The sequence below is a fragment of the Pseudomonas sp. CCC4.1 genome (assembly GCF_035019225.1).
Taxonomy (GTDB): Bacteria; Pseudomonadota; Gammaproteobacteria; order Pseudomonadales; family Pseudomonadaceae; genus Aquipseudomonas; species Aquipseudomonas bubulae.
Genome location: NZ_JASJWL010000038.1, coordinates 16,924 through 42,412, shown reverse-complemented (window position 1 = coordinate 42,412; position 25,489 = coordinate 16,924). Strand labels below are relative to the sequence as shown.

At 57.5% G+C, this 25,489-nt stretch carries 20 protein-coding genes; 7 read left to right on the top strand and 13 right to left on the bottom strand.

Annotation, left to right across the window (positions count from 1 at the left end):
- Positions 1 to 84: 84 nt before the first annotated feature.
- From QN377_RS15435 to ptsP, 3 genes are read right to left on the bottom strand one after another with little or no spacing between them, the layout of a single operon-like run.
- A complete protein-coding gene (locus QN377_RS15435; protein ID WP_095018269.1) occupies positions 85 to 1,821 on the bottom strand; it encodes a PTS fructose-like transporter subunit IIB in 1,737 nt (578 codons plus the stop codon).
- 11 nt (positions 1,822 to 1,832) lie between these two features.
- The gene (gene pfkB / locus QN377_RS15430) at positions 1,833 to 2,774 is read right to left on the bottom strand and encodes a 1-phosphofructokinase (protein ID WP_095020326.1); all 942 of its coding nucleotides are present in this window, start codon (positions 2,772 to 2,774) and stop codon (positions 1,833 to 1,835) included.
- The gene (gene ptsP / locus QN377_RS15425; RefSeq protein WP_322213592.1) at positions 2,774 to 5,635 is read right to left on the bottom strand and encodes a phosphoenolpyruvate--protein phosphotransferase; all 2,862 of its coding nucleotides are present in this window, start codon (positions 5,633 to 5,635) and stop codon (positions 2,774 to 2,776) included. The genes pfkB and ptsP overlap by 1 nt, the downstream gene beginning before the upstream one ends.
- Before the next feature lie 339 nt (positions 5,636 to 5,974).
- Between ptsP and cra the strand changes: the two genes are divergently transcribed.
- Both cra and QN377_RS15415 read left to right on the top strand, forming a co-directional pair.
- Entirely contained in the window at positions 5,975 to 6,970 is a 996-nt protein-coding gene (gene cra, locus QN377_RS15420; protein ID WP_095001602.1) for a catabolite repressor/activator, read from the top strand.
- 2 nt (positions 6,971 to 6,972) lie between these two features.
- Positions 6,973 to 7,755, top strand: coding sequence for a TatD family hydrolase (locus tag QN377_RS15415; RefSeq protein ID WP_095001603.1), 783 nt, complete (start codon positions 6,973 to 6,975; stop codon positions 7,753 to 7,755).
- 57 nt (positions 7,756 to 7,812) lie between these two features.
- Here the strand turns inward: QN377_RS15415 and ampE are convergent, their stop codons facing one another.
- The 3 genes from ampE to QN377_RS15400 form a co-directional block, all read right to left on the bottom strand.
- A complete protein-coding gene (ampE, locus tag QN377_RS15410) occupies positions 7,813 to 8,649 on the bottom strand; it encodes a regulatory signaling modulator protein AmpE (protein ID WP_095001604.1) in 837 nt (278 codons plus the stop codon).
- Positions 8,646 to 9,209, bottom strand: coding sequence for a 1,6-anhydro-N-acetylmuramyl-L-alanine amidase AmpD (ampD, locus tag QN377_RS15405; protein ID WP_095001605.1), 564 nt, complete (start codon positions 9,207 to 9,209; stop codon positions 8,646 to 8,648). Before ampD ends, ampE begins: the two co-directional genes overlap by 4 nt.
- Positions 9,210 to 9,292: 83 nt before the next feature.
- Positions 9,293 to 10,735 (bottom strand): DUF1631 family protein, encoded by a 1,443-nt coding sequence (locus QN377_RS15400; protein WP_416194590.1) that lies wholly within the window; start codon positions 10,733 to 10,735, stop codon positions 9,293 to 9,295.
- A gap of 402 nt (positions 10,736 to 11,137) precedes the next feature.
- On the opposite strand from QN377_RS15400, the gene nadC reads away from it, so the two are divergent.
- Complete coding sequence (gene nadC / locus QN377_RS15395) at positions 11,138 to 11,986, top strand: carboxylating nicotinate-nucleotide diphosphorylase (RefSeq protein ID WP_322213594.1); 849 nt, start codon at positions 11,138 to 11,140, stop codon at positions 11,984 to 11,986.
- Positions 11,987 to 12,108: 122 nt separating this feature from the next.
- On the opposite strand, the gene QN377_RS15390 is transcribed toward nadC, so the two are convergent.
- The 4 genes from QN377_RS15390 to QN377_RS15375 all read right to left on the bottom strand — a co-directional run bounded on the left by QN377_RS15390 (position 12,109) and on the right by QN377_RS15375 (position 15,687).
- Positions 12,109 to 12,600, bottom strand: a complete 492-nt coding sequence (locus QN377_RS15390; RefSeq protein WP_095001608.1) for a methylated-DNA--[protein]-cysteine S-methyltransferase — start codon at positions 12,598 to 12,600, stop codon at positions 12,109 to 12,111.
- A gap of 2 nt (positions 12,601 to 12,602) precedes the next feature.
- A complete protein-coding gene (locus tag QN377_RS15385) occupies positions 12,603 to 14,093 on the bottom strand; it encodes a DNA-3-methyladenine glycosylase 2 (protein WP_095018265.1) in 1,491 nt (496 codons plus the stop codon).
- A 499-nt stretch (positions 14,094 to 14,592) separates the two neighbouring features.
- On the bottom strand, positions 14,593 to 15,168 hold the full coding sequence (gene rclC, locus QN377_RS15380) for a reactive chlorine resistance membrane protein RclC (protein WP_016779378.1): 576 nt from the start codon (positions 15,166 to 15,168) through the stop codon (positions 14,593 to 14,595).
- Positions 15,169 to 15,345: 177 nt separating this feature from the next.
- A complete protein-coding gene (locus QN377_RS15375; protein WP_016779377.1) occupies positions 15,346 to 15,687 on the bottom strand; it encodes a carboxymuconolactone decarboxylase family protein in 342 nt (113 codons plus the stop codon).
- Between the two features lie 110 nt (positions 15,688 to 15,797).
- Between QN377_RS15375 and QN377_RS15370 the strand changes: the two genes are divergently transcribed.
- Entirely contained in the window at positions 15,798 to 16,709 is a 912-nt protein-coding gene (locus tag QN377_RS15370; protein ID WP_016779376.1) for an AraC family transcriptional regulator, read from the top strand.
- 180 nt (positions 16,710 to 16,889) lie between these two features.
- Here QN377_RS15370 and QN377_RS15365 read toward each other — a convergent pair whose 3' ends face one another.
- Positions 16,890 to 17,828 carry a LysR family transcriptional regulator gene (locus tag QN377_RS15365; RefSeq protein WP_016779375.1) on the bottom strand — a complete coding sequence of 313 codons (939 nt, stop codon included), beginning with the start codon at positions 17,826 to 17,828 and terminating at the stop codon, positions 16,890 to 16,892.
- Positions 17,829 to 17,949: 121 nt separating this feature from the next.
- On the opposite strand from QN377_RS15365, the gene QN377_RS15360 reads away from it, so the two are divergent.
- From QN377_RS15360 to QN377_RS15350, 3 genes are all read left to right on the top strand, one after another.
- Positions 17,950 to 18,876 carry an alpha/beta hydrolase gene (locus QN377_RS15360; protein WP_016779374.1) on the top strand — a complete coding sequence of 309 codons (927 nt, stop codon included), beginning with the start codon at positions 17,950 to 17,952 and terminating at the stop codon, positions 18,874 to 18,876.
- 372 nt (positions 18,877 to 19,248) lie between these two features.
- On the top strand, positions 19,249 to 19,779 hold the full coding sequence (locus tag QN377_RS15355; protein WP_016779380.1) for a hypothetical protein: 531 nt from the start codon (positions 19,249 to 19,251) through the stop codon (positions 19,777 to 19,779).
- A 239-nt stretch (positions 19,780 to 20,018) separates the two neighbouring features.
- Positions 20,019 to 20,798: a DUF3987 domain-containing protein gene (locus QN377_RS15350; protein WP_169716048.1), complete on the top strand. Its 780-nt coding sequence runs from the start codon at positions 20,019 to 20,021 to the stop codon at positions 20,796 to 20,798.
- 253 nt (positions 20,799 to 21,051) lie between these two features.
- Here QN377_RS15350 and QN377_RS15345 read toward each other — a convergent pair whose 3' ends face one another.
- Together QN377_RS15345 and QN377_RS15340 are read right to left on the bottom strand one after the other, a co-directional pair.
- Positions 21,052 to 22,998: a UvrD-helicase domain-containing protein gene (locus QN377_RS15345; protein ID WP_323567640.1), complete on the bottom strand. Its 1,947-nt coding sequence runs from the start codon at positions 22,996 to 22,998 to the stop codon at positions 21,052 to 21,054.
- Positions 22,995 to 25,337: an AAA family ATPase gene (locus QN377_RS15340; protein ID WP_237146871.1), complete on the bottom strand. Its 2,343-nt coding sequence runs from the start codon at positions 25,335 to 25,337 to the stop codon at positions 22,995 to 22,997. The genes QN377_RS15345 and QN377_RS15340 overlap by 4 nt, the downstream gene beginning before the upstream one ends.
- Between the last annotated feature and the right edge of the window lie 152 nt (positions 25,338 to 25,489).

The following is a 25,489-nucleotide window of genomic DNA, read 5'->3' as shown; positions in this document are numbered from 1 at the left end:
TTGCCTGACAGACCCCAGTGCCTGCATCGCAGGCGAACCAGCTCCCACTGGATTTGCGGTGACATTGTGGGAGCGGGGATTGAGTTATGCTTTGGCCGTCTCCAGCGCCATCTCAACCGGCTCCGGACGCTTGATCACCGCGTACACCACCGCCGTCACCAAGCTGCCCGCCACGATCGCCAACAAGTACAGCAGCGCATGGTTGATCGCGTTTGGAATCAGCAATACAAACAAGCCACCGTGCGGTGCCATCAGCTTGCAACCGAAGTACATCGACAATGCCCCCGTCAACGCGCCCCCCACGATGCTCGCCGGAATCACCCGCAGCGGGTCCTTGGCAGCAAATGGAATGGCACCTTCGGAAATAAAGCACAGCCCCAGCACCAGCGCCGCCTTGCCCGCCTCACGCTCAGTCTGGGCGAACTTGCGGCGCGCCAGGAACGTGGCAATACCCAAGCCAATCGGCGGCACCATGCCCGCCGCCATCGTTGCCGCCATCGGTGCATAACTTTGCGAAGCCAGCAGCCCCACCGAAAACGCATAGGCCGCCTTGTTGATCGGCCCACCCAGGTCAACGCACATCATCCCGCCCAGCAATACGCCCAGCAGGATGGCGTTGGTGGTACCCATGCTGTCGAGGAAATGGGTCAGGCCCTCAAGCATCCCGGCAACCGGCTTGCCCACCACGTAAATCATCACCAGACCGGTAAACAGGCTGGCGAACAACGGGATGATCAAAATCGGTTTCAGCGCTTCAAGGCTTTGCGGCAGACGCGCATAGCGATTGATCGCCTTGGCGCAGTAACCGGCGATAAAACCGGCAATAATCCCGCCGATAAACCCGGCCCCCAAGGTGCTCGCCAACAGCCCGCCGATCATCCCCGGCGCCAGGCCCGGGCGGTCGGCAATCGAGTAGGCGATATAACCCGCCAACAACGGCACCATCAGTTTGAAGGCGGCGTCACCACCGATCTGCATCAGCGCCGCCGCCAGCGTGCCGGGCTCTTTATAAGCTTCAATGCCAAATACGAAAGACAGCGCGATCAGCAACCCCCCTGCCACCACCATCGGCAGCATAAAGGACACACCCGTCAGCAGGTGCTTGTAGACCCCGGCCTTCTCCTGCTTGGCAGGCGCCCCGCCCGCAGCGGCGGCACTCTCCTGCTTGCCTTCGCTCAACGCCTTGTTCAGGGTGGCTTCGGCTTGCTTGAGGGCGATGCCTGTGCCGCAACGGTAGATTTTCTTGCCGGCAAAACGCTCGGTCGGCACTTCGATATCCGCCGCCAGCAACACCACATCGGCGTCGCGAATGGCTTCGGCGCTCAACGGGTTGCGCGCGCCTACCGAACCCTGGGTCTCGACTTGCAAGTCGTAGCCCAAACGCTTGGCCGCTTGCTGCAAGGCTTCGGCTGCCATAAAGGTATGGGCCACGCCTGTCGGGCAGGCGGTGATGGCGACGATTTTTGGAGCTTTCTGCGCGTTTTCAACTGCAGCTGTTGGCGCAGGTGCAACGTAGACCTCGGCCTCCTCCACGCCACGCTGCAACACCGCCTCTACATCTTGCAGGGCCTGGGCAGGCGTGCTCTGGAACACACGCTTGCCGATAAAACGCTGCATATCCAGCGGCGTACTGCTGACCAGCAACACCCACTCGGCTTCATCGATGGTCGCCGCCGATAACTGACGTTCAGGGTGCTTGGGGTCGTGGACTTCAACGCTGGTGCTCCAGCCCTGACGCTGAGCCGCCGCATCAAGCAAACGGGCGCACAGCACGCTGGTCACCATGCCGTTGGGGCAGCCCGTCACAATGGCTAATTTCATGTGGATTCCTTTTATTCTTCTGTCAGGGGGCGAACGCGAACGCCGCTTTCGAGCGTCGCCAGGTGCGCTGCATCGCTGATACCAAAACCGATCTGAGTAACGGCCATTGCCGCAATGGCAGTGGCGGTGCGCAGGGTCTGCTCGGGGCTATGGCCGCTGAGCAAACCGTGGACCATGCCCGCCAGCAGCGAGTCGCCTGCGCCCACCGTGCTGGCGACGCTGACCTTGGGCGGCAACGCTTGCAAGGCCGGCCCACGGCTGAACCAGTTCACGCCTTCTGCACCGTGGGAAATCACCACGTGCTCAACGCCCTGTGCCTGCAAAGCGGTTGCGGCTGCAACCTGGGCTGCAAGGTCGCTGATATCGCGGCCCAGCGCATCGCTGAGTTCTTCGGTGTTGGGCTTGATCAACCACGGCCCCGCTGCCAGGCCCTGCTTCAAGGCCTCGCCGCTGGTGTCCAGGATCACTTTCAGGCCCTGAGCCTTCAAGCCCAGCAGCAGATCGTGCAGCCATTGCGGGCTGACGCCTCGGGGCAAACTGCCAGCCACCACGACCGCGTCATGCCCGGGAGCAATGCGCTCAAGGGTATCGAGCAAGGTTTGCTGCGCCTGTGCGTCAACCTGCGGCCCCGGCCCGTTGAGGTCGGTGACGCGGCCATCGTCTTCAGCCAGCTTGATATTGCTGCGGGTTTCGCCCGGCACACGGATAAAGGCATCGACAAAACCGCGACGCTTGAACAGGGCATCGAATGCTTGTGCATTGTCCTCACCCAAAAAGCCACTTACCGTCAGCGTGTGGCCCAGATCGGCCAGTACTTGCGCCACGTTCAGGCCCTTGCCGGCAGCATGGGTCAGCATCAGCGGGCTACGGTTAACCTCCCCCGGGGCCAGTTGCCCAAGACGCACGGTCAAGTCCAGTGCCGGGTTGAGGGTGACAGTCAGAATACGGGCCATCAGAGCGCCTCCACCAACGCACGAACTTCATCCGGGCTGCCCACGCTCAACGCTTCGGCGGCCAAGGTTTTCAGACGATCCATGCTCAACTCGCGTACCCGCGCCTTGACCTCGGGGATGCTGCGCGCCGAAACGCTCAGCTCATCCACGCCCAGGCCCACCAGCACAGGCACGGCCAGCGGATCAGCCGCCAGCTCGCCGCACACGCCCACCCATTTGCCGTGGGCGTGGGCCGCACGCACGGTGATATCGATCAGTTGCAATACCGCGGGGTGCAAGCCGTCAGCCTGGGCCGACAGGGTCGGGTGGCCACGGTCGATGGCCAGGGTGTATTGGGTCAGGTCGTTGGTGCCGACGCTGAAAAAGTCCACTTCCCTGGCCAGCACGGGCGCCAGCAAGGCAGCCGACGGCACTTCGATCATGATCCCCAATTGCAGGTCAGCCACTGGAATTTCCAGGCGCAAACGCTCGGTCATGTCGCGGGCGGCACGCCACTCGGCCACGCTGCCCACCATCGGGAACATGATACGCAGCGGGCGGTTGTCGGCTGAACGTAGCAAGGCGCGCAACTGACTTTCCATGATCTGCGGCCGTTGCAGCGTAAGACGAATGCCACGTACACCCAAAAACGGGTTTTCTTCTTTCTCGATCGGCCAGTACGGCAGCGGTTTATCGCCGCCCACGTCCAGCGTGCGTACCACCAGCGGCCGGCCAGCCAGGCCGTCGAGTACACGACGGTATTCGGCTTCCTGAGTCGCCTCGTCCGGTACTTGCGAATGGGCCATGAAAATCAGTTCGGTGCGCAGCAGGCCAATGCCTTCGGCGCCCTGCTCCACTGCCGTGGCGACGCCCTTGCTCTCACCGATATTGGCAAACACTTCAACCGCATGACCATCCTGGGTCACGGCCAGTTCGTGGCGCTGGGCAGAGGCTGCCAGCAAACGCTGCTCACGGCTGTCGCGCTCCTGGGTGGCACGCTGCAAGGCGTCGGCATCCGGGGAGACGTGCAGGCGACCGCGCTGGCCATCAATCAACAATTCAGTGCCCGGCGCCAGCAGCAGCACCGCTTCGCCCGCGCCAACCAGGGCCGGAATACCGAGCGCGCGGGCGACAATGGCGCTGTGCGCGGTCGCACCACCACGGGCGGTTAAAATGCCTGCCACCCGCGCCGGATCAAGGCGCGCCACATCAGAAGGGCCGACCTCATCCATTACCAGCACATAAGGCTGGTCAGGCTCGGCCGGGGTTTCGACGCCACACAGCTGGGCCAGCACGCGACGGCCGATATCCCGCAGGTCCGCTGCCCGCTCGGCCAGCAGCGCATCCTGCAAGGACTCCTGCTGACGCGCAGCGGCCTCGATCACCGACATCCACGCCGCTTCGGCGCTTTCGCCCTGCTTGAGGCGCGAATCCACTTCATCGGTAAGTTCAGGGTCGTCGAGCATTTCCTGGTGGGTAATGAAAATTTCGCGAATGGCCTTGGACTGGCTGCGCGTAATCAGGCCTTCAATGTCCTTGCGCACTTCGCTCAGGGCTTTTTGCAGACGCTCGCGCTCGACCACGGAAGACTCGCCACGCAGCGGGTAATCGAACGTTTGCAGCACCTGTATATGGGCAGGGCCAATGGCAATGCCGGGCGATGCGGCAATCGCCTGCACCAGGCTGCCAGCCGCCGGGGCGGTAAGCACCGTGGCAATTTCGGCGACACCGGGCACGGCTTCAGCCAACGCCGGCAACGGCTCGACTTCCTCACCCAAACCCGCCTCGACCGCAGCCAGTAGTGCAGGCAGCGCATCGTTGGCGATATTCGGCTCGGCGACAAATTCCAGCACCTGACCGCGACGGGCACCCAGGCTCAGCAGCTTGCTCAAGCTCTTGGCAGATACCGCCGAATCCTGGCCATCGACGATCCGGACGCGGATTTCGCCTTCAAAACTTTTCGCCAGTTGCGCCAGCACTTTGGCCGGCCGCGCATGCAGGCCGTGGGCGTTGGCCAAGGGAATACGGGCACTTGGCCAGTCGGCCGGCAGCTCGCCGCCCAATACTTCAAGCACGGCACGGCGGCTGGTGGCACTGCCCAGTTCGTGGCCACGACCGGCAATCAGTAGCGCGCACAAGCGCTCCAGTAAGGCCTGATGCGCTTCGCCAAGGCTGGCCAGGCAGAACAGACCGCTCAGCGGCTGGCCCAGATAGCGCATCGGTTTGTCCGGTGTCACAAACGCCAGCCCCGGACGTTTGACGGTTTGCTCGCTATGCAGCCACCACAGGCCATCGCCCAGCGGCAGCGCATCGACTTGCTGCAGTACGGCAGCAAAGCCATTGCTCACGCAATCAGCCTGGCGCAACAGACGGGCACCACGCCATACCAGTTCCTCAAAGTCATCGGCAGACACACCCAGGCCGATCATCTGTGCATCCAGCGCCAGTTCCTGTGGTGCGCCCTGCAGCAGTTTAAGCAAGGCTTCGGCGGAGCTGGCGCGACGCAGGGCCTCACCCAGATCGGTTTCGCCCAGGGCACGGGTCAGCAGTTGCAGCAAACGTAAATGTTCGTCGGACTTTGCGGCAATACCGATGGCCAGGTACACCATCTGGCCATCACCCCAGTCCACCCCCTCGGGGAACTGCAACAGGCGCACGCCCGTGGTGAACACCAGCTCACGTGTTTCGGGCGTGCCGTGGGGGATGGCAATGCCCTGACCCAGAAAGGTCGAACCCTGAGCCTCACGCGCTTGCAAGCCACTCAGATAGCCTTCGGCTACCAAGCCATCGGCGACCAGTTTATCGGCAAGCAATTGCAGCGCCGCAGACTTGTCCATAGCCGTCTGGCCCATGGATATCTGCTCTATGGTGAGCTCGAGCATGCGTTCTCCTTTCCGGTACTCAATGGCAACCGGTATTGTTTTGAATTAAGTCAGCTTAGGTCGCTCTTCCCGTGCTGCGTCAGTTGATGCGTGGCAAGCACATCACTGCCGGGTTCGAGGCCTTTAAATGCGCAGGCTGAAACGTTTAATCAAGAATACCCGGCACGTTACTGCATAATTGCCCGCGCTTGAAGTCCAACTTGTCGTATTGCCTGGCGGCAGCGGGTAGATGTCGCAAATAAATACAGCGCACCCATGACAGACGATGGTCGGCTGCCTTTATCGGTTAGGATTGTTCACAATGTCGACATGTACTACAAAAAATAAGGAATTTTCGGCGTGAAACTCAGTGATATCGCTCAATTGGCAGGTGTTTCCGTAACGACTGCCAGCTATGTCATCAATGGAAAAGCCGAACAGCAGCGCATCAGCAGCAGCACGGTCGAGCGCGTACGTGCGGTGGTCGAGGAGCACGGCTTTACTCCCAACCCGCAGGCAGCCGGGCTGCGCAGCCGACACACGCGCACCTTGGGGTTCATCCTGCCGGACCTCGAAAACCCGAGTTATGCGCGCCTGGCCAAGCAGCTCGAACAAGGCGCCCGTGCCCGCGGCTATCAGTTGCTGATCGCCAGCTCCGACGATGCACCGGACAGTGAGCGCCAATTGCTCAAGCTGTTTCGTGCCCGTCGCTGCGATGCCCTGTTCGTAGCCAGCTGCTTGCCCGCAGAAGATGACAGCTACCGCCAGTTGCAGGACCTGGGCATGCCCATCATCGCCATCGACCGGACCCTGGAGCCGGAGCGCTTCTGCTCGGTAATCAGTGATGATTGCGAAGCCAGCCTGCAATTGACCCGCAGTCTGTTGCAGCCTTTGCCGCGCCAGATTGTGTTGATCGGTGCGCGCCCCGAACTGAGCGTCAGCCAGGCCCGTGAAGCGGGTTTCAAGCAAGCGGTCGAAGGGTTCAAGGGCGAGGTCCTGATCGAACACGGCAGTGCGTTCAGCCGTGAATGTGGACGGCGGATCATTGATGATTTGCTGGCACGCCAGGGCCACTTCCCCGAAGCGCTGATCACCACTTCATATGTGCTGTTGCAAGGGATGTTCGACGCGTTGCTGGAGCACCCGACCCAGCGCCCGCCATTGCGCCTTGCCACGTTTGGTGACACCCAGTTGCTGGACTTCCTGCCGCTGCCAGTCAATGCTATGGGCCAACAACACAAGCTGATTGCCGAAACAGCCCTGAACCTGGCCCTGGCGGCGATTGAAGAGCAAAACTACGTACCCGGCATCCATGCCATTGCCCGTAACTTCAAACAACGTATCCATCAGGCCTGAGCATGCAGCTGATCGACACCCACACTCACCTCGACTTCCCTGAGTTCGACGCCGACCGCCCACAGGTACTGGCGGGCAGTCGGGCACTGGGGGTTGAAAGCATGGTGGTTCTGGGGGTTTATCAGAGTAATTGGCAGAGCGTGTGGGACTTGATCCAAACCGACAGCCAACTGTATGCCGCGTTTGGCCTGCACCCGGTGTACATCAATGAGCATCGCCCCGAGCATATGATTGAACTGGGGCAATGGCTGAGCCGCCTGGCAGGGCATCCTCAGGTGTGTGCTGTGGGCGAGATCGGCCTGGACTACTTTTTGCCCGAGCTGGACCGCCAGATCCAGCAACAGTTGTTTGAAGCCCAGTTGCAATTGGCCGCCGACTTTAATCTGCCCGCCCTACTTCATGTTCGGCGCAGCCATGCGCAGGTAATCGCCACCCTCAAGCGTTTCAAGCTTCAGCGTGGCGGGATTGTTCATGCCTTTTCAGGCAGTCGCGAAGAAGCCCGTGAATATATAAAACTGGGATTCAAGCTGGGCCTGGGGGGGGCTGCCACCTGGCCACAAGCTTTGCGCTTGCGCAAAGTGCTACCTGATCTGCCGCTGGACGCCATCGTGCTGGAAACCGATGCCCCCGGCATGGCCCCGGCCATGTACCCCAACCAGCGCAACAGCCCGCAGTACCTGCCTGATATTTGCCGGGCGCTGGCCGAGATAATGGGCATCAGCCCCGAGCAATTGGCAAAGGCGACAACAGCCAATGCCTGCGAAGTCTTTGGCTGGAAGCGCTGACTTATACCCCTGTAGCAGCTGCCGAAGGAGCGAGGCTGCTACAGATCTTGTGTAATCTCAGAGCAACAACGCCCACACCGCGAAGCACGCATACCACAACACCGCCGCCCGCAGCAGCAAGGCCCACAGGGTGTCGAGGCTGCTCACGCCCTCAGGCCCGGCCTGTGGCGCAGGGATTTCAGCAGCTGCGCAGCCGGCTTTATTGATCAGCTGCGCAGCACTGATGTCCCAGCTCAGCAACTCATGCAACATCACCCGGCTAACCGCTGCAAAATTACCCACCAGGGCAAAACTCGCGGCCAGCAACCGCACCGGCAACCAGTCAAAAGCATGGCGCAATTGCCCGGCACGCTCCACCAGCGCCGGGTTTTGGCTGTGCTCCTGCGCCAGGGCCAGCAGGCGATAGCTCAGGATCACCACCGGCCCCAGCAGGAAGTACCAGAAAATAACCGCAAAGAAGCTCTGGTAGGCCTGCCATAACAAATGCCCCTGCACCCTCTCCAGCAATTGCTCACCGCTGTCCGCATTTATGCTCAGGTCACGCTCGGCAACATGGGCGGCGGCCTGCAAATCACCACGACGCCAGGCATCACGAAACGGCCCGAGCCCCCCCAGCAAGTCTCCACGCCCAAGGCTGTAGATCACCACCAGTAAATGTATCGGCAGTGCCAACAGGCCATAAGCCACCGGATGCAGTACCACCAGCAGCAAGCCCAGCACCGCCGCAGGCAAGGCAATCAGGATAAACAACACCCACCATGGCTTGTTGCCAAGCCTTGGGCTGGTTTCAAGTTTGTGCAACTCGCGCAACCAGCCGCCATCACGCTGCAGACGCTGACGCAGCCCCGAGAATTTCTCGACCACAATCGCCAGCAGTAACACCACAAAACTCATTGTTTATCTCCTGTGTGCTGCAACGCGCTGCGAAAACGCGTCCAGTCAAAAGCCGGTCCCGGGTCCGTCTTGCGTCCCGGCGCCACGTCGCTATGGCCGCAAATCCTGTGCCGGGTAATGGCAGGAAACTGCATCTGCAATTGTCGGGTCAAGGTTGTCAGAGCCTGATACTGGGCATCCGTAAAAGGCAGCTCATCGGTGCCCTCAAGTTCAATGCCCAGAGAAAAATCATTGCAGGTCTCACGTCCTTCGAAGCTCGAAACGCCAGCATGCCATGCGCGATCAAAACAGGAGACAAACTGGGTAACAGTGCCGTCACGCTCGATCAGAAAATGTGCGCTCACGCGCAGGGCACTTATACCTTCAAAGTAAGGATGTTCTGTGACGTCCAGTCGATTCTGGAAGAATTCCTGGACCTTACCGGTGGCGAACTGCCCCGGCGGCAAGCTGATGTTATGAATGATCAGCAGGGAGATTTCATCACCCGGGCGCGCATTGAAGTTGGGTGACGGGCAATGGCGCACGCCTTGAAACCAGCCGCTCGCGGGGTCCATCTGCATACAGGCTCCTTTAACAGGCAAAACCAAAGGCCCAGTATGCCGCGATGCGCGCATCGATGGGGAGCAATCTGCGCTATACGCGATTACTCGCCGCCAGCCTGACGCAAACTGTCTATCACCGACTCCAGAGCCCGATCGATCAACAGGCGGTCATCAACCAGCAGGATACTGCCATTGCGCAGGTGCACGATTAAATCGTTGCGGCTTTTTTCCAGCACCTTGGCCCCGATACGGTTTACAAAGATATGCGTACCGTCCGGCTCAAGAATCGTAATCAGCTTGCAACGCAGGCGGGTGGTCTCATCTTCTTGCAGTTCGATCCAGGCCCCAACCCGCAACTGACTGACCAACAACAACCCCAACTGAGCTTGCTCATCGAGAACCGGTGAAGGCCATGAGCGCACCGGGTTGTGCTGCACCGCAGGGCGGCAGCGCACCTGTTCGGCATCACGGGTGCGCTGCTCAAGCAGCTCGGTGCGGCTGCGCTCGCCGCGGGTAAACATCGAAAAATCATGCAGCAACGACTCAAGCAGCGCCGGATTATTGCCCGCGTACCGGGCCAATTGCAGCACCACGTGCTCGACCTTGCGGTACAGCGGATCGTTGCAACTATTGGCACCGGCGTCCCAGCCAATGGCTGCATCGGCCATGACATTGAGCAGACGCCGGGCCGGATGGCTGTCACAGCTGAAGAAGTTCTGATCACGCCGGGCGATCTGGAGCATGGGTTCACGCAACAAGCCCAGCAGTTTTTTCAAAGGCTGCGAAAGGTTGCGATCATCGCTGATGTAGTCGAACAAAAGCCCGATCAGGTTACTCGCATCCTCACCCGCCCCTGGCAACTCCTGGGCATGGATATCGGCTTTGGCGGCGCAGCACGACTCCCTGTCCGACAGATCTGGCAGCACTCCGGTGGCAATCAACAGCTGGTTGGCGTCGGCGTACAGCTGCCCGGTCTGACTGAGCAGGTACTTGTCGAACAGGCGCAGCATGATCAGCTTGACCTTGATGTCCATGCCCTGGTCACGTTCGGCCTGCAAAAAATATTCGCACAGCATCGCCGGCCCCAGCGGGTTGTTCTGTTCATCCAGTGGCATGCAGCTCAGGGTGTTGAGGCGTGTGCTCAACTGACACAAAGCCAGCTGGTTACGGCTCAGGACCTTCGTCACCATTGCATTGGTTACTTGAGCGCGCTCAATGTTATCGGCCATCAGCGAGAACACCGCATGCCCTGCGGGAACGACCTGCAGGGCTGGCTCACTGACATCAGGCAGGGTCAGACGGATAAAGGCATCGAACAGACGCTCAAGAAAACCGCGTTCAATGCTTTTTCGTTTGAGCCGCACATCGCGCATGGCCTCAAAGAACAGGCTCTGATCGGTATCGCTCTGCGCCTTGTCGGCCATTTCAAACAGGGTCTGGTCGGCATTTTCGAACAGCACCTGCAGTTCGTTGCGCAACTGCTGCGCAGCCTTGTCATGCACCTGCAGCAGGATCACAGGCAGGCGGGTAAGCGGCGAGTGCATCGCCAACTCCTTAGTGGTCCTGCTCCCAGGCCCCACTTTCCCGTCATTTTGCATCCTGGCCTCCCGGAAGGATTTCTTCGTTTGCCAGTGAACGCGCGTGGTCAGAGCCATTTTTGCCGCTCACTAACAGAAACCGGCGAGTGCATTGGGCACTGGCCGGTGAATCGGAATTTAGGGCAATGGCAGCACGTCAAAGCTATGGCGCCAATAGCAAGGCGGATTATCTTGTAAAAGATGGCGCTTGTACCAGCGGACTCTTCATTTGAGTGATTGCAGGTGCAAATTAATGTTCAAAGTGCCGAAAACAGCACATTGCAGGTATTTGCATGTGACTCTTCGCACACCTTGGGTTCACCGGTGGCATGCCCCTATAATCGGCGCACTTTGTTTGTGGAGCTCGTTATGCCGAATTTACGCCTGGCCGACCTCACTGCCGAAATAGAAGCCAACGTGCGCCGTGCGTTAGCCGAAGATATTGGCAGCGGCGATATCACCGCACGGCTGATCCCGGCCGAGCGCCTGGCCAAAGCCACGATCATTACCCGTGAAGCAGCAGTGATCAGCGGCACAGCCTGGGTCGACACTGTGTTCCGCCAGCTTGACCCTCGGGTTGCCGTGCATTGGCAGGTGGCCGATGGCGATCGCGTGAGCCCCGACCAGGTACTGTTTCATCTTGAAGGCCCGGCCCGCTCGCTGCTCAGCGGTGAACGTAGCGCGCTGAACTTTCTGCAAATGCTGTCAGGCGTCGCCACCCATGCCCAGCACCTCGCTGATCAGGTGGCCGATACGCGGGTCAAGCTGCTGGACACACGCAAGACCCTGCCGGGTTTGCGTATGGCGCAGAAATACGCGGTGACCTGCGGTGGCTGCCACAATCACCGTATTGGTCTGTACGACGCCTTTTTGATCAAGGAAAACCATATCGCTGCCTGCGGCGGTATCGCGCAAGCCATCAGTGCCGCGCACAAGATTGCCCCTGGCAAGCCGGTTGAAATCGAAGTGGAAAGCCTGCAAGAACTGAATGAAGCGCTGGTGGCAGGTGCGGATATCATCATGCTCGACGAACTGAGCATGGATGACATGCGCGAAGCGGTACGCCTGAACGCGGGCAAGGCCATGCTGGAAGCCAGCGGCGGTATCAACGAGTCGACCTTGCGTCCGATCGCCGAAACCGGCGTGGACTACATCTCGATTGGCGCCATGACCAAGGATGTGAAGGCGGTGGATCTGTCGATGCGGTTGAGCCTGTAAGCCCTGCACACCTTTGCTGTGGGAGCGGGCTGGCTCGCGATGGCATCACTGGGGTTCGCCAGATACACCGCGGTGCCCGCATCGCGAGCAAGCCCGCTCCCACAAAAAGCACAGGTTTTGCATCAGCCGTGCCGGCGGCACTTGATCTCATGCTCTAGCAGCCATTGCTTGGCTGCCAGACCTCCGGCAAAACCGGTCAAGGTGCCATTGCTGCCAATCACCCGATGGCACGGGATGATGATCGGGATCGGATTGCGCCCGTTCGCCGCTCCCACTGCCCGGGACGCCTTGGGCCGATGGATCTGCTGTGAAATCTGGCCGTAACTGGTGGTTACCGCAAAGGGAATGGTGGTCAGGGCCTGCCATACCGACTGCTGAAAGTCGGTGCCTAGCGGCTTGAGAAACAGGTCGAACGTCTGACGCTCACCCGCAAAATACTCCTCCAGTTGACGGCGAACTTCGGCAAGCTTTGGTGGCGAATGCACCCACCCGTCCTGTGGTACATGGGGCCGGCGATCCAGCTCGAAACGCACTTCGCGCAACCCTTCATCATCAGCGACCAGAAACAGTGGCCCAATCGGTGATGGCATTTGTTCGTAGTAAATCTGCGTCATGTTCACACCTTGCGCGCTGTAATCGAATCGGTAGCTGCGCGCCATAAATACATCACGGAATAGGCCCGCCACGGGCGCCAGCTTTCAGCCAGTGCCTGCAGCGCTTTGGTACTTAACGGCTCACCCTGGGGGTTGGCTTCACGGCGCAGAATCAGATCGGCGGCCGGAAATGCATCTGGGTGTTTGAGCACGCGCATGGCGATGTAATGCGCGGTCCATTCGCCAATACCGGGCAGTTGTACCCAGCGCTCGATAAAACGCTCCAGGGGTTGCTCCACGGCGAAGTCGACACGCCCTTGTGCAAGGGCGCGGGCGATGCCCTGGATCGTATTGATGCGCGCCTGGGTTATGCCCATTTGCCCAAGATCGGCTTGCGCCAGCTGCTCAGGGCCGGGAAACAGACGATCCAGCCCCGAGCCCTTGTCGGCTTCAATGGCAACACCATGGCGCTGCACGATTCGACTGGCCAGGGTGCGCGCTGCAGCCACACTGACTTGCTGCCCGAGCACGGCCCGCACCGCCACTTCAAAACCGTCCCAGCCCCCCGGCAATCGCAGCCCCGGATAACGCCCGATCACAGGCGCCAGCAGCGGACTGGCACTCAAGGTACGGGCGATGGCCAGCGGGTCGGCATCCAGATCGAACATGCGCCGAATCCGCGTGACCACCGCCAGCATCTGCCCCGGTGGCACATTGCGCAGCTCCAGCTGCAATGCATGCTGCTCACCCGGCCAGGCGCTGACCCTCAGCCAGCCGGGAGCTTCAGGGCTGCCAAACACCCGCTGATAACTGTGGCCATCGACCCGTTCGATACCGGGCAAGGCCCGGGTCTGCAGAAAGCCCAGCAAGGCTGCAAAGTCGTAAGGCGGGCGATAGCCCAGGCGCAACACCAGCGCCTTGTCTGCCCGTGCCTTCGGACTGCGCCTGAAGGCACGGGGTTCGGCATGATTGGCTTCGGCAAAAGCCGCATTGAAACGACGCAGACTACCAAAGCCGGAAGCCATTGCCACTTCAGTGATCGACAGGTCGGTTTCGGTCAATAGTTGCTTGGCAAAAAGCAGGCGCCGGGTGGAATGCACGGCCATCGGCGGCGCCCCGAGATAGTGAACAAACAGACGACGCAATTGCCGCGCACCGATGTCCATGCGCTCAGCCAACTCTTCCAGCGAGTGCTCTGCCAGGTAACCCTCATTAATCAGCGTCAAGGCGCGCGACACCAGATGCTCGCCCTGCAACCAAAGCTGATTACCCGGTGCCAGCTCGGGCCGACAACGTAAACAGGGGCGAAAGCCTTGGGCCTGAGCCGCTGCCGCGCTGGGGTAATAAACCACGTTTTCGGCTTTTGGCGCACGGGCCGGACACACGGGGCGGCAGTAGATCCGGGTGCTGAGTATGGCAGTGAAAAACACCCCGTCAAACCGCGCATCACGGCTCAGGCGAGCGATTTCGCAGGCAGCGGTACTGGGCGTTGACAGGCGGTTATCTGTATTCATGGTCCGCAGAATAGCACCGCGTTTTGGCCGATTCTCGCCATTTTCGGACGTCAAAGTGCCTGGTGCTGCCCCTGAACGAAAAAGCCACCCGGCATTGACCGGATGGCTTTTTAAATGGTGCCGGAGACAGGAATCGAACTAATTTAACCAAGACCATTAAAATCTTGAATACTTGCAGCTACAAAAACGAAATAGGTACTCATTAAGGGACTCAGTAAAAACCAAGGCCTACAGCCAGTTCTTAACTGGTGAGGCACATATGCTTTGTCCAGCTGCTGCACTTGTGCTGCTGCTCCAGCATCACGGTCAGGCTGCGCATGTGTTCGTCATCCTAGCGATTCCGTATCTTATCGGCATGCCACGGATCGACCTTGGCGCTTGCTTCACCCCAAGCGGTTGTTTGTTGCTCGTTACGAAATGCAGCAATCGGCCACAAGCAGCCTCTCGGAGGTATCTACGAAGCTTGAGGCGATTCAGATTTCAAGGCTTTAAAAGAAAACTAGGGGCGCCGCTCTTGCAATAACTGACGGGCGGAATCAGCCATCACCGGAAGAGCGCCGGCCAGCATCAAGAGATCTTTGAGCACTAGGCGTCCTGCACCAGACAGGAATGGAAAGCCATGTTCACCATCACCAAGATCCGGTACCCAGGCTTCAGGTGTGGTGAGCAGGAAGGTTAAGGTCACCAGCGGTGTACCGAAGGCCAGCGCCCCACCAAGCAGACCGGCGCGTCGCGAGATCGGGTTGGAAAGCACCAGCAGACCGATCAGAATTTCTACTACGCCCAGGCCGTTGGAAAAGATGTATGTGTTATTTGCGGTCTGCCAGACGCGCTTTTCCGCATTCAATTCACCCTCGTGGGTCAGGTGTGCCTTGTAATCCTCGGGATGTTCATAAAAAAAAGACATAAACGGGCTGTTGGCGACAAATGGGGTAATGCTATCGGCTTCGTAAGGCGCGAATTTGAGCGCCCCGATCCACAAGAAAACTACGGCGATCGCCAGTCTCATGAGGTGTGTGCCAAGGGTGTCGAGCTTGCTGATGAATTGCAGCCATGTAGTGAATGAAGCGAGCATCAGACTTATCCGAATATTTGGAATGTGAAACCAGTCTGAGGCTTAGCCGCGAGACGCTTTTGTGCGTCATGCTCAAGTTATTGTTCGATCGTCTCAACAAGTGGCTGACGTCTGGATGTATCAGGTAAGCCCCGGCACGTTTAAGTGTGCGGGGCCGGTGGAGTTATGGCGAAAGAGCTATTTTTTCAAGGTGTCGTACGCCTCAAGAGCGCGCAGTGAATAAATATAAGCGGCGCCTGCGTTCAACGAGATCGCAGTGGCCAAGGTCGCAGCCACTTCCTCGCGGCTCGCACCAGCCTTAATGGCCGCATCAGTGTGAGCTGCAATACAGCCGTCGCAGCGTGTAGTGATGGCGACTGCAATGGAGATCAATTCGCGGGTCTTGGTGTCGAGCACATCGTTTTCGGCAGAGGCTTCTCCGAGGGCCATGTAGGCTTTGACCATTTTTGGATTACTTTTGCCCAGCGCGCCGAAAGCTTTCTGGATGGAGGGTAATAATTCGGACCAGTTAATGAACATTGCGGTAACTCCTGAGGGGGGTTGGGTGTAATGTTTAACCTTGTTTAGTGTATGCCCTAGTCCTATTTTGATTAGTTCGATACGCTCTGTTTTTTCTGCGATGCGCTCAAATGAATTCGATCGACAAGCTCATCAGCCTCGCCAATGTTCGTGGCAGTCTGGATTTACGTTGCCAATTTCAGGGTGACTGGTCCCTGGAGCATGAGCAGGAAGCGCTGGGCAAAGCGCCATACCACGTGGTGCTGTCGGGTGAGTGTCGGGTGGAGCTTCCAAGCGGGCAGCGTCTTTCTATGCGCGCCGGCGACGTTCTGCTCCTGCCGGGTGGTGCGCCGCATGTGCTGCATAGTCCGGGCAAAGCTGTTGCGCCAACATTGGTATCGGCAAAGCGTATCGACGCTGGCATATTGCCCATACATCGCATTGGCGGCGTGAGTGCGGATCTGGACATGCTATGCGGCTGCTTTCACTTCAACCGAACTTCGTTGCTATTTGCTTCATTACCTGACTACCTGTTGATACCCAGCGGCACGCTCCCAGCGGATGGACCATTACAGTCTCTGGTCGATTTATTACGCGGGGAAGCAGACGGCGATCAGATTGGAGCAAAATTTTTGCTCGATGCTCTTTCTCAGGCGTTATTCACCCTGATCCTTCGCGCCCATCTATCTAGCCATGGCCAAGACATCGGCACGCTCGCCTTGCTCAGCGATAAACGTCTGGGCCCCGTATGGCAGGCGATGTTGGCTGATCCTGCGCACGAGTGGATCATCCAAAATCTAGCAGATATCGCGTGCATGTCCCGAGCATCTTTCATGCGGGCGTTCGTTCGTGTGGCTGGTGTGTCGCCATGGGTATTGCTTACGCAAGTCCGTATGGAATTGGCGTTCAGCCTGCTGAGTCATTCGCATCTGGGATTAAAAGATATTGCCTTGCAGGTTGGTTACCAATCGCAGGCGGCGTTCAGCAAAAAATTTAAGGAGGTTTATGGGGCGCCTCCAGGGAGAATGCGCCGCAGAATTTAGAGCTGTCACTTAGGTAGGGGTGACCAGAGATGGCCGTTTTCTGCCTGTTGTGATCGGCGGAGAGCGGCCAATAGCGTCCCTTCAAATATTTGAGTTGTAAACTGTTGGAAATACAGACGCCATGATTAAGGTCGAGGTGATCTAGGGTGTCTGAGCGTCGGTTCAGCCAGACGGCTTCGCTTAGGGTGCAAACGTAGGAATTGCCGAATCACGCTCCCATGGCGGACAAGGCGACCAAGCCTCCACAAGCTTATCGATGAAGAGACGAATTTTTGGAGAGAGATGTCGCTTGCTAGGGTAAATCACCCGAATAGGCTCTGCGGCCTCTGCATACCCTGCGAGCAATTGAACGAGTTTGCCGCTCCTCAAATCGTCATTTACCACATAGGAAGGAAGAGTCGCGATGCCTAGGCCAGCGACAGCTGACTGGTGCAATGACTCAGCACTGTCCATCTGTAGCCTTCCACCATGAGTAACGGGCACGGAGCTACCATTCACGCGAAAATTCCAAGGAAGCAATCTCCCACCGCTCACGAAATGCAGGCACTGGTGCTCGGACAAATCCTCAGGCGTTTTGGGCTCGGCATGCTCAGCCAGATACTTGGGTGAAGCGCAGGTAATCATTTGTTGATAGGCCACGGTACGCGTGAGCAACCGAGAGTCTTCCTTCGGTGGCCCGATGCGCATGGCCAAATCAAATCCCTCATCGATCAGATCGACCAGCCTGTCGGAAAATGTGATATCGACGCTCAAGGAGGGCCAATCCTTAAGACAGCACTCGATGTGCTGAAGGACATGAAGTCTGCCTAATGCTACCGGCAGGCTCATCCGCAGTCGCCCACTGGGTGTTGAACGACGAAACGCAAGGGCATCCTCCACGTCGTCCAGATCCTGAAGAACGCCCACGCAACGCTCATACAGAACCTGGCCGTCATCCGTCATGCTTAAACTGCGCGTAGTACGATTCAGTAAACGTACCTGTAAACGAGCCTCGAGCCTGACTATCGACTTCCCCACTGCAGAGCGCGTAAGGCCAAGCTGCTTGGCCGCCGCAGTGAAGCTTCCAGCGTTTACCGAGCTTACAAACGCTGCGATATCATTCAGGTTATGGAGTTCCATGGGGCCTCAAGGATCTCAACGTTCGGGCGGCTTAGCACCTGTTATGGGGAACCCTATTCCCCAATACTAAGCATAGTATCTCAATTAGCTAATCCACTCCCATCGATCAATTGAGGTCATTATGAACACTAAAGTCCAAGCAGCCGTCCAAACCTGGGCCAACAGCCTTAGCGATCTGGTACCCGTTCTTAAGGGAATTGATACCACCACAAAAATGAGCGACATCCGCGACTCTTACGCAAAAATGCTCGCGCAAAATCCAGCGCCAGCTGGCGTTAAATTCGAAGCAGTCAACATGGGCGGCGTACCCGGCACACTGGTTACTCCGGACGAGATCAAAACTGACGCAGTAGTGATGTATATCCACGGCGGCGCCTACATTGTAGGTCGTCCAGACGGCTACCACGGCATCGGAGGCAATTACGCGAAAATGCTCGGTGCTCGTGTGTACATGCCAGACTATCGTCTTGCTCCTGAGCACAAGTTCCCAGCCTCTGTTGACGACACATTGCGCGCCTACGAATGGCTGCTTGAGCAGAAAATCCCAGCTAACAAAATTGCGTTCTCTGGCGAGTCGGCTGGCGGCGCGATGGTTGTCAGCATCATGGTTGCTGCTAAGTCGAAAGGGCTTCCATTGCCTGCGGTTGGCTCCTCCATCTCACCATGGGCGAACCTTGAACACACCGGTGCTTCCATGAGCAACCGTGAAGGTCTGGATCCTCTGAACTCCAAGCCTGTCCTGGACATCCTCGCCAGAGCATTCCTAGGCGACACATTGGCCAATCATCCTCTGGCCTCACCTGTGTTCGCGGACGTCACCGGTCTTCCACCAATCCTGGTGCAGATCGGCGAGAACGAGCTGATGTTGAGTGATGCAATGCGCCTTGCAACTCACCTGGCTGATAACCGCGTTCGCGTAAACCTGGAAGTATGGCCTGCGATGTTCCACGCCTGGCACTTCTACGCCACCATGCTGCCAGAAGGTCAGCAGGCCATGGAGAGTTCGGTGCGCTTCATTGAAGCAGGCTTGGCCGAGGCTAATCCTTAACGCGTAGATCAGCCGCGACAACTATCCCGGCTGTCGCAGTTAACACATTGACATTAAAGCAAAGGTGCTAACCCAGGATGGGTATGAGCCTGCGCTGACGACGAGGCCCAAAGCTAGAGTTTTTCCGGCGCTCATGTTGAGTCGCCCCTGCTTTAGTTGACGGTCGATGACCGCTATTGGCCGATTACTGACGGTCACGACGGCAGCAATCGTGCGGTCACCGCTGGCCACCGCAGCATCGCTTGCGGGCTACGCGACCACTATCTTGCCGGTATCGATCTCATATCGCACCGACACTACTGAGTAGGCGTAGACCAGATAGCTGGCAATTTGATACCTTCGGGTTCTTGGATCTTTTGGAAATGGAACTTCATGAAAATTTTCCCAGCTCTGGGTGTTTGCGCCCTCACAGCATCGCTTGTGGGCTGTGCTGCAATGGAAGTGAAACCCTATCAGCCCGCGCCTGATGGCGTTTCTATTGTCAAAAATCAATACGGCAGTTACAGCGTAGAGTCCATTAGGATCGCAAAGGCAGGCCAGCAGGCGGGCACTGATGCACTTCAGTTCTGCTTTGCGCAGAATGTGCCTGGGATTAACGGCGCCCCGTTGTTCAACCCCTCCAAGACCAGAATCACTGTTCAGGGTAAGGATCAGGTGACGTTCATTGTCCCAATGACGATGGGTACGCCTCTAACTTATGCAATAGCCTTTTCCCTGACTCAAAGCCAGTCTGCTGTAGGTCAAGTTTACGAATTCACGAATCTGAAAATTAGAGGAACGTGGACTGCTAATGAAGCTCCCCTGCCGGGAACGAGTGAGGCGAACCAATACGTCGATAGCGCCCGCGCCAAAGCAGACAGCATCAGCAGCGCCATCAGTAGTTGCCTTGCAGCGGAAGCATAGCTCATTTGCTTCCTGAGCTATCCAGAACCCCGCCAAGTGCCAAGCATGGCGCGTTGCGCGAACCAGGGCCAGGCCACCGGCTAGATCATCGCTGCTGATGATCGGACCAGTACGCTGGACACCAAAACCGCGGAAGGCAGCCGAATCAATGGAATCGGCAGACAGCAATTTCTCCCCTGAGCGCTGGTGAAACGTAGTGTCCGTTACGGGTCGATTGCAGCTCTTGGTGACAGGCAGAAATCGGCTCATTCACCTATGACCGTGTTGGCCGAGGAACCATTTATATCAAGTCATGTTGTTTATCGTTGATCGGTGGAATTCAACCCTCACGAATTGCGTCCCTCGTAAACGCTGCCGTCAGCGGCGAACTGGATGACGGCCTGATTCAGCGCCTGCAGCTGGCGGTATATCCCGACGATGTTCGAGAGTGGCGCTATATCGACCGTTGGCCGAACAAAATCGCCGCTGAGCGCGTCTCGGAGGTTATCGAACAGCTCGACCAGATACCTGATGAGCCTCACTCTGCCCTCAGATTTACTCCAGAAGCGCAGGAGAAGTTTATCGCCTGGTATACCTCCCACATGCAAGCAAGCCGGAGCGATCATCTTCACCCCGCATTGCAATCCCATTACCTGAAAATGCCGAAAACCATTGCAGGCTTGGCCCTCCTATTTGAGCTGATTGAAGGCGGACGGGAAGCCGTGGGCGCTAAGTCCACTGAACGCGCCATCAGCTGGGCGAAATACCTGATGAGCCACGCCCAGCGGCTGTACGGAGCGGCAATCAACGCACCACTAATCGCTGCGCGACTGATTCTGGAGCGCCAGCAGAAATTGCCCGAGGCATTTACTGCCCGAGAGGTGCGTCAGAAGGATTGGACGGGATTGGGCTCGCAAGACGCCGTGAATAATGCGCTCGCAATTCTGGTTGAACACGACTTCATCGTTGGCTACAAGGTTGCCGGTGAGAAAGGTGGCCGCCCATCGACACGCTATGTCTGGCGAAAAACGTTGCCTTGACCCGACGGGTGCACTCAAAAGACCATCAAAGCCACCTACAAAACCTACGAAACTAAGTTCTGTAGGTTTTGTAGGCACCGTTTCCTAGTTGGGAGAAGTAATTCAGCGCTCAAATTGACGTACCTGAACGCTGGAAACAACCGCCAGTACCTGCTAGCCGACCGCTTTGAATCTGCCGAATCAGGCCGGAGTCGGCCAAAAGTGGTCACTCACCGTCCACAAAACTGGGAGCGATTCCGGATTTTGATCGCCGTCATTTCAATGTGCGAACCTCACCTACTGAAAACCAACCGGAACTTCTGATTGAGTCAATTGCAGCGGTAGGGTTGTTCGCCCATAGTACTAAGGCTAGGCTTTCCTCTGCGCGGCTGCAGGTCACGTATAGAAGCCGCAGGGTCCGGTCAATGATAGTCTCTTGGCCCTCTTCAGCTTTTTCCAGATCGGTCGGGCTCAACTCTTTAGCGCCAAAGAGTTTGTCGTAGGAAAACATCGTACCGGCGGCTTCTTCATCGTCCATGATGACCATGACATGCTTGAACTCGGAGCCCTTCACCACCTGATGAGTTGCGAGTTCCGCCTCTCCCCCGAGATAGCTGCGATAACGAGAAATTTCCTGCCAGGGGGCATTGAAAAGGTCATGCCAACCTCGCTTACGTCGGTCCTCCTTAGACTCACCTCTTGCCTTTTCCGGCGGAGGTGATGGATCACCGTATGCTTGGACCAGTCGATAATCAGCTTCAAAGAGACGTGCGGTGAGAACCGGAGTCAGGACATCTCGCACTGTCGCTCCGGGATTGGCGCTAGCATTGATGAAATTGGTAACAGCAGTGTGTATGTCATCTTGCGCGCGCTCGCGCTCCTCGATGGCCTCGGGCACGTTTGCAAGTGCGCCGTGCCTGCGCAGTACATCCATAGCGGCAAACTCATTGAGCAAGCCATCCGGTTGCATGCATTCTGCCAGCTCTAGCAACGGACCAAGGAGGGGGTGAACCATAGAGGGCCCGCTTCGGTCACCGCTGGTTTTAGGCGTCGCGGCATCTTTATCTAGCAACTCCATCGCGCTGTAGACCTCAAAGAAACCGCCTCGCTTGGCGGCCAGCTTGTGTTCAAGCGCGAGCGTTTTGAAACCACGCTCATCATCCCTCCAAGCCGAACTGGCAGTTTCAGCAAGCATGACTTGCGCACACTTCGCTTCAAGCCGAGTTTTTTCCGAGGTATCTATCTGACTGTCGCCGACGAAGATGCAAACGGTACCGCTATTTTTTTCCGTCCTATTATGTTGTGGCAGACCAGTTTTGGGCTGGGTACGTCCTTCGACGTCGGCGTCCCAAATGGTATTGATAAGCCTGACAATTCGCTCCTGGCTGCGGTGATTCATCTGTAGCGCGGGGCGTTTCCAGTTTTCAGGTACGTGCGCGGGCAGGTCGTGGTGGCCGTCAGGATAGATGCGCTGTCGATGATCGCCAAGGAGTCCAAGAGTGATGCCACCTGGACGGCTCTTTGAGAGATCGAACAGTGCGTCGAGTATTCCCTTCATCGTATCTTGCGATTCATCAACGAGGATGAGGGGGTGTCGGTCTTCAAGGATTCGCTGCAGAGTCGGTCGTTCCCGAATAAGCCACGCTGCTACTTCAAGGACATCGGTGTGCGATAGCGCGCCGTGCCCGTAGGAGTTCCGGTCCGGGTGGTAGAGAAACGTTTCCGTGTTCCTGATCGCATCGGCCTTAGCTTCAATTTCGACGTACTTGTCCCGGTCCTTGTCCGACTCGCCCCTTTTTTTGCCCCGTGCATAAGCCTTAGCTTCTTCAAGCTCTAGAGCGCTACGTGCCAGTTGGGCGTCTCGAATATCCTCGTCAAAACCCTTTATGAGCTCCCAGCAGAAAGAGTGAATAGTAGACACAGTGGTGAGAAGATTTTCTCCAAGTCGGGAAGTGACCACCCCAGCCGCGTTCTTTGTGTACGTGATGACCCGGACAGACTGCCCACGAGATCGGAGCTGCTCTCCATATCGTCCGCCGGCTTCGTCTTTTACTACCCCTGTGATCCGGCGCAGAACCTCAATCAGCGTTCGGGTTTTACCAGAGCCCGCTCCGGCGAAAAGGAAGAAACTGCTTGGTGGAATGGCTGTGATGTAACCGCAGATGTCTTGGACGACGTGAGCGTCAAGGTCATTTTTATGGTGGTGCGGCACGGTAGTCACGGGGTTTCTCCGGAATCAACATTGAGTTGGTCGCTCAGCCAGATGAGTGCGTCAGCAATGTATCCGGGGCATGCTAGTTCTTGTCCAGCGCTCACTCGTTCAAACAAGGTTGCGGCAAAATCGCCTTTGCTGAAGCTTCCACGCAGCATGTCATGGAGCTCTTTCAGCAGCTCGGTATGGTTAGGGTGGTCTAATACGAGGCCTAAGACTTTCGCCAGTGTGCCGCGGTGCTTTTTCTTTTTACCGGTTGCATCGTCCATCTCTTCGTCCAGCGCTTTGAACCACTCAATGTTAGAGAGGATTAACGCGTCTTCGAACGAGCTTGGCCACTGGTCGCTTGCTGCAGCAATGGGAAGCTGCCACGCAAAACGAACCTTCGCTCCCGAATCAGAGGTCCATTCCAGCTGGGCCGGCGTTGGGCTTCCATAGCTAAGAAAGTCAGCAAGCTTCGGATGCCAAGCAGTGAGAGTGTCATTTCCGCACTCGAGGTCCGATTGACCAGCGATATGCACCGCCGCTCGGACGATTTTATCCTTTTTGTTTTTTACTGGTACCACGGGATCTAAGTCGGTAATAACGGCCGTAGGAATTCCCAGTCGCTCTACCAGCGGTCTCAGACGGTGGGCGTGGCTGCCACCGATGTCGAGGAAAGAAACGTATTTCTTGGCGAGTTTGGGGAAATCTCTTTCGATGAAGAGCGGTACGAGCATTCGCTCCGCCGTGCCTTCCACGAAAATGGCTGCGTCGGAGAAGAGAAGGTCTGTGTGCTGGACTTGAAAGTAGCGTTCAGCGAATGTTCTGGTCTCAGTGTCTTCGCCAAAGGCGTCACCCAGATTGATGACATCTGTACTGGGCCTTTCCCCTGCGCCGGTATTTACCATGCGTTTCACATATCGCAGGCGAGTGAAGCTATCCCCGTGAGCCAGATGACTCGAATGCGTACTGATTAGCAGCTGGCTGCGAAGGTTTCTATGCGCCGGCTCTTTCGGGCGAATGAGCCCGTGAGCGTTCGATGAAAAGTTGCGTTGAACCTGAACGTGTAAGTGGGCTTCGGGTTCCTCAACCATTACCAGGTGAACTGCCGCCGGGCTACCATGCGGCGGGTTGAGACGCGCAGTGCGGAACGACACGAGCATGAAGCTGAGCGACTGCAAATTCTGATAGCCGAGTCCAATTGAATGCTCAGGCAATGACTCATCGACTGCTGTCTTGTCTAGCCGATACTGAACGGCTGTACTGTGGGCAAGTAGGTCTGAGGTCTGGATGCGGGTACGGAAGTGAAATTGTTGTGGGTCATGCAGCCCCGGATAGCCCAAAACTTCGACGTCTTCCATTGCCGGCTTCAGCGCGTTGTAAATTGAATCATCCAACTCCGCTTGGGCCTTGGCGATTGCAGCTACTAGATTTTCTCTATTTTCATGGCCAGCGGGGGCTATGTTCAGATGTTGTCGAGCAAATTTCAAAAGCTGGCTCGAGAACAGCCCCGGGCGTGAGTTCGCAGATTCCGACCTTACTTCATCCTCCTCGGAACCAAGTCCGCGTTGGGCTGGCACAAAATCCACACGGATGAGTTTGCGCAAAAGCGATAGCTCCACCGGCTGAGAGCCTGGCGGCAGTTCTTGCGGGTCCCGACATTTTTTGTCGACCATAGGACCAAGTGCGGGGTTGAGACGGTAAGCGGCGATACGACGTAGCTCCGCAGAGTGCCTTTGCCAGTAGTCAAGTAAGTCCACCGGCCAGGCATGGCCATCTTTCGGGAGATTGCGTACGGAGGAGCGTGCTTCGCGGTAGCGCCACGCCAGCTCCCGAAGGTCATTGGCATCTGATACGGGCTCAAGCCTTACCCTTATTCCAACGGCACCACCAGACCATTTCAGCGAAGTGATGAAGGGGGCGACATGGCTGTAGGCACCTTTCTGCGCATCAAACCAAAGGTCGATGAACGGCATGCTAGCGAGAAGCTGCTGGTACTGCTCCTCCCATTTTTCATTCTCCTTTGAGTCGGTAGTAGGATCTTCTTCGAGCGCCTCCCAGAGTTGGCCTAGTTGGCGCAACCTTTTCCATTGGGAGAGGCTGATGTCAAAAGCACGGAATCCTGGGGACTCGCTCAGGAAATTGCGAAGGACTGTAAGTAAAGAGGTCTTGCCACTGTTGTTCGCTCCCACCAGGATGGTGGTGTCTTTATCAACCTCAAGTCGAGTTTTTGCCAAGCGTCGGAAATTACAGACCTCGACACAGGCCAACCGAATTGGGGGAGTGCCAGTTGCGGTTACAGCTTCCGATGCTGAGTCCGAGACCAGTGCGCCTTTTTGAAGGGTAGATCGGTCATTCGTAACCATTGTGCCTCCGTGCGACCAGCCCGCTGGGCCGCTGCTAACTATATTGGTCAGTATCTGTCGTGCGGCTCATAACTGAGCATGCCTCCATAGTGCCATCGTTTAGCCGCTATCAATAGATCGGTTCCACAAGTGTTTAGCGGCGCAACAACTTG

Bases quoted from the DNA above. Each gene is read 5' to 3' on its own strand.
- QN377_RS15390 (WP_095001608.1), bottom strand. From the start codon at position 12,600: ATGACGCAGATTTACTACGAACAAATGCCATCACCGATTGGGCCACTG.
- QN377_RS15365 (WP_016779375.1), bottom strand. From the start codon at position 17,828: ATGGAACTCCATAACCTGAATGATATCGCAGCGTTTGTAAGCTCGGTA.
- QN377_RS15340 (WP_237146871.1), bottom strand. From the start codon at position 25,337: ATGGTTACGAATGACCGATCTACCCTTCAAAAAGGCGCACTGGTCTCG.
- QN377_RS15415 (WP_095001603.1), top strand. From the start codon at position 6,973: ATGCAGCTGATCGACACCCACACTCACCTCGACTTCCCTGAGTTCGAC.
- QN377_RS15385 (WP_095018265.1), bottom strand. From the start codon at position 14,093: ATGAATACAGATAACCGCCTGTCAACGCCCAGTACCGCTGCCTGCGAA.
- QN377_RS15375 (WP_016779377.1), bottom strand. From the start codon at position 15,687: ATGTTCATTAACTGGTCCGAATTATTACCCTCCATCCAGAAAGCTTTC.
- QN377_RS15435 (WP_095018269.1), bottom strand. From the start codon at position 1,821: ATGAAATTAGCCATTGTGACGGGCTGCCCCAACGGCATGGTGACCAGC.
- ptsP (WP_322213592.1), bottom strand. From the start codon at position 5,635: ATGCTCGAGCTCACCATAGAGCAGATATCCATGGGCCAGACGGCTATG.
- ampD (WP_095001605.1), bottom strand. From the start codon at position 9,209: ATGCAGATGGACCCCGCGAGCGGCTGGTTTCAAGGCGTGCGCCATTGC.
- pfkB (WP_095020326.1), bottom strand. From the start codon at position 2,774: ATGGCCCGTATTCTGACTGTCACCCTCAACCCGGCACTGGACTTGACC.
- QN377_RS15355 (WP_016779380.1), top strand. From the start codon at position 19,249: ATGAAAATTTTCCCAGCTCTGGGTGTTTGCGCCCTCACAGCATCGCTT.
- rclC (WP_016779378.1), bottom strand. From the start codon at position 15,168: ATGCTCGCTTCATTCACTACATGGCTGCAATTCATCAGCAAGCTCGAC.
- QN377_RS15400 (WP_416194590.1), bottom strand. From the start codon at position 10,735: ATGCACTCGCCGCTTACCCGCCTGCCTGTGATCCTGCTGCAGGTGCAT.
- QN377_RS15360 (WP_016779374.1), top strand. From the start codon at position 17,950: ATGAACACTAAAGTCCAAGCAGCCGTCCAAACCTGGGCCAACAGCCTT.
- ampE (WP_095001604.1), bottom strand. From the start codon at position 8,649: ATGAGTTTTGTGGTGTTACTGCTGGCGATTGTGGTCGAGAAATTCTCG.
- QN377_RS15370 (WP_016779376.1), top strand. From the start codon at position 15,798: ATGAATTCGATCGACAAGCTCATCAGCCTCGCCAATGTTCGTGGCAGT.
- nadC (WP_322213594.1), top strand. From the start codon at position 11,138: ATGCCGAATTTACGCCTGGCCGACCTCACTGCCGAAATAGAAGCCAAC.